Origin of the sequence: Pricia sp. (assembly GCF_041745955.1) — a bacterium.
GTDB lineage: Bacteria > Bacteroidota > Bacteroidia > Flavobacteriales > Flavobacteriaceae > Pricia.
On record NZ_JBGTHY010000252.1, the window covers coordinates 1 to 3,025 of the forward strand.

The following is a 3,025-nucleotide window of genomic DNA, read 5'->3' on the forward strand; positions in this document are numbered from 1 at the left end:
GAAAGTTTCGCAACGTGGCAGAAAGGCGTTAGCGTTTTCGCCGGTTCGTTGAATCCGATGTGGCCGTTCTTCCCCAATCCTAAAATACAGATATCGATCGGGCCGTTACGGTCGATTTCCCGCTGTATCCGTTCGCATTCCTTCCGTGGGGAAGCCGGATCGCTTTGAAACGAGATATACCGGTCCGGGGAAATATGCAAGGGCTCCAGTATTTTTTGCTGGACAAAAGTTTCACAAGAATTTGGATCGGAGGAAGGAATACCGCCCCATTCGTCCAATTTTAGTATCCGCAGTCTTTCAAATACTTTGGGTTCCTTTAGATAGGCATCCGCTAAATGACGGTACATCCCTTTCGGGGAATTTCCGGTGGCGGTACACATCAATTGCTTAGGATTTTCCCTTAGACCGGAAAGGATCGCATCGCCGCATAATCGGCTCATTTCCCCATAATCTGCACAGTATTGAATTTTCATTGAAGTAATAGGTTTGGGATGTGGATCAAATATAGGGTGTGGGTCTCGAACTCCAAAATACCCGAACAAGCTCATGAACATACTATTGGGTTACACCAATTAATGATGGGATTTTATAAAGTATCGAAGAATACTTATTTTTTATTACATTTATGGACTAATCGTTGGTTCTCGGGAAAAGCCATTCGAACGCTCTGGGAAATGTCCGGGGGCCAAGGTACCTTGAACGTGCCCTAGTGTTCGCCCGATGGCAAGCGGTTCGACTTCGTCTGTAAAACGCCGTGCCCATGGAACAAAAAACCAATTCGCGTAGAAAATTCATCAAAGAATCCATGATCGTGGGTGCGGGCATTAGCATCGTGCCCAGCTTTGCCGTCAGCGGATTGGGCCATAAGGCGCCCAGCGATAAACTGAATATCGTAGGTATCGGCGTGGGCGGCAAGGGCATGCCGAACCTTATGGCCATGAATACCGAAAACATCATCGGTCTCTGCGATATCGACTGGAACTATAGCCAGCGCTGTTTCGATACCTTTCCCAAGGCAAAAAAATATTTCGATTGGCGCAAGATGTTCGACGAACTCGGCAAATCGATGGATGCCGTAATGGTGGCCACGGCCGATCATACCCATGCTACCGTGGCCGCCACGGCAATGACTATGAACAAGCATGTGTTTTGCCAAAAACCCCTGACGCACTCGGTCTACGAATCCCGCTTATTGACCAAACTGGCGGAAAAACACCCGGTAGCTACCCAAATGGGAAATCAGGGAAATTCCGGCGACGGCGTACGCCAGCTTTGCGAATGGATCTGGAACGGCGAAATCGGGGAGGTGACGGAAGCCCATACTTGGACCGACCGCCCCATTTGGCCACAGGGATTGGAACGGCCCACCGAAATAATGGAAATCCCCGAAAACTTTGACTGGGACCTGTTCATCGGGCCGGCGCCCATGCGTCCCTATCACGAAATCTACACCCCGTGGAACTGGCGCGGTTTCTGGGATTTCGGTACCGGGGCATTCGGCGATATGGCCTGCCACATCATGGATCCCGTGTACCGCGCCCTGAAATTAAAATACCCCGAGGCCATTTCGGGAAGCTCCACAACGGCCAATACCGAAAGCGCACCTCAGGCCGAGAAAGTACTCTTTCAATTTCCGGCCAGGGAGGAGATGGAAAAACTAGAGTTACCGGCCGTAGATGTACATTGGTACGATGGCGGATTTCTGCCCGACCGCCCCGGGATGATCGAAGACGGTATGCCGTTCATGAACGATGGCCTCGGAGGATGTATTTTCGTCGGTACGAAGGATACGCTGATCTGTGGTGGCGGCGGATTCAACCCGAGATTACTTTCGGGCCGGGTCCCCGAGGTCACCCCATATTTACGAAGGGTTCCGAACTCCGTAGATTATAGCGATGGCCCCCATGAACAGGATTGGATACGGGCCTGTAAGGAATCTCCCGAAAACCGGGTCCAGGGATCGGCCCATTTTGCCTATTCCGGCCCCTTCAACGAGATGGTGTTATTGGGCGTGCTTGCCATACGTCTCAAAGGCTTGAACAAAATCCTGAAATGGGACGGGGAGCAAATGCAGTTCACCAATATCGATGCGAAAGAAACTATGAAGGTGGTCAAGACCAGTGGCTTCGAAATGGTCAACGGCGTACCCAAATGGAATACCGAGCATGTAACGCTGAACGCCTTGGAATCTGCAACCGAATATATAAAACATACCTATAGGGATGGATGGGAACTACCCGAAATGCCTGCGTAGTATACTATGTGTATGGCGTTGGGCACATGGTTGAACTTTTGCAGACCTTCAGTCCGAAACAAAACCCATTGGTCTTTAGCCCCCGAAAGTTCGAGGGTGGTCTAGTTGACCTGATATTGGAACAAAAGAGCTATATTAACATCTTTTTTAAAAACAGAACAACATGAAAAGAAGACAATTTTTAACCCAAGGAACGATGACCTTGGCTTCAGTAGGTATATTATCGAATATGCCAACATCAGTTTTCGCGGCTACCACGAACAGGTTGGTAACCATGCCCATAGGATTTCAGTCCTACGTTTTACGGGAGGATATTGGCAAAGACCTTACGGGTACTTTGAACAAAATGAAGGGTATGGGCTATGAATACGTTGAAATGTGCTCGCCCAAGGGCTATATGGGTCCTTTTGAGCCTTTGGCAAAATTTTCGGGACAAGAACTGATGCAAATGATTACCGATACGGGAATGAAATGCAATAGCAGCCATTTTACCTGGGACGAGATGAACGGAAACCTGGATGAACGTATCGAATTCGCCAATGCAATGGGCCTCGAACATTTTGTGGCTTCGGGGGGATTGCATTCCGAAAGCTTGGAAGAATTAAGGGAGAAATGTAGCTTTATGAATACCGCGGGCGAAAAAATAAAAAGGGCGGGCATGGTCGCCGCCTTCCATAATCATGCCGTGGAATTCGAGACCAAATTCGATGGAAAATATGAATATGATCAGATGCTTGATCTTTTGGATCCGGAGGTCGTGAAGATGCAATA

3 protein-coding genes are annotated in these 3,025 nt (G+C 48.9%); 2 read left to right on the forward strand and 1 reads right to left on the reverse strand.

Annotation, left to right across the window (positions count from 1 at the left end):
- Positions 1-473, reverse strand: a 473-nt coding sequence (locus ACEW8S_RS09075) for a 6-phosphogluconolactonase (protein ID WP_373517838.1), incomplete at its 3' end; no start/stop codon positions are given.
- A 287-nt stretch (positions 474-760) separates the two neighbouring features.
- Between ACEW8S_RS09075 and ACEW8S_RS09080 the strand changes: the two genes are divergently transcribed.
- Together ACEW8S_RS09080 and ACEW8S_RS09085 are read left to right on the forward strand one after the other, a co-directional pair.
- Positions 761-2,254, forward strand: coding sequence for a Gfo/Idh/MocA family protein (locus ACEW8S_RS09080; protein WP_373517839.1), 1,494 nt, complete (start codon positions 761-763; stop codon positions 2,252-2,254).
- A 163-nt stretch (positions 2,255-2,417) separates the two neighbouring features.
- The coding region (locus ACEW8S_RS09085; RefSeq protein WP_373517840.1) for a sugar phosphate isomerase/epimerase family protein at positions 2,418-3,025 on the forward strand (608 nt) is incomplete at its 3' end.

What these genes read in the sequence shown, in the direction of transcription:
- ACEW8S_RS09080 (WP_373517839.1), top strand. Translation starts at nt 761, where the DNA reads ATGGAACAAAAAACCAATTCGCGTAGAAAATTCATCAAAGAATCCATG.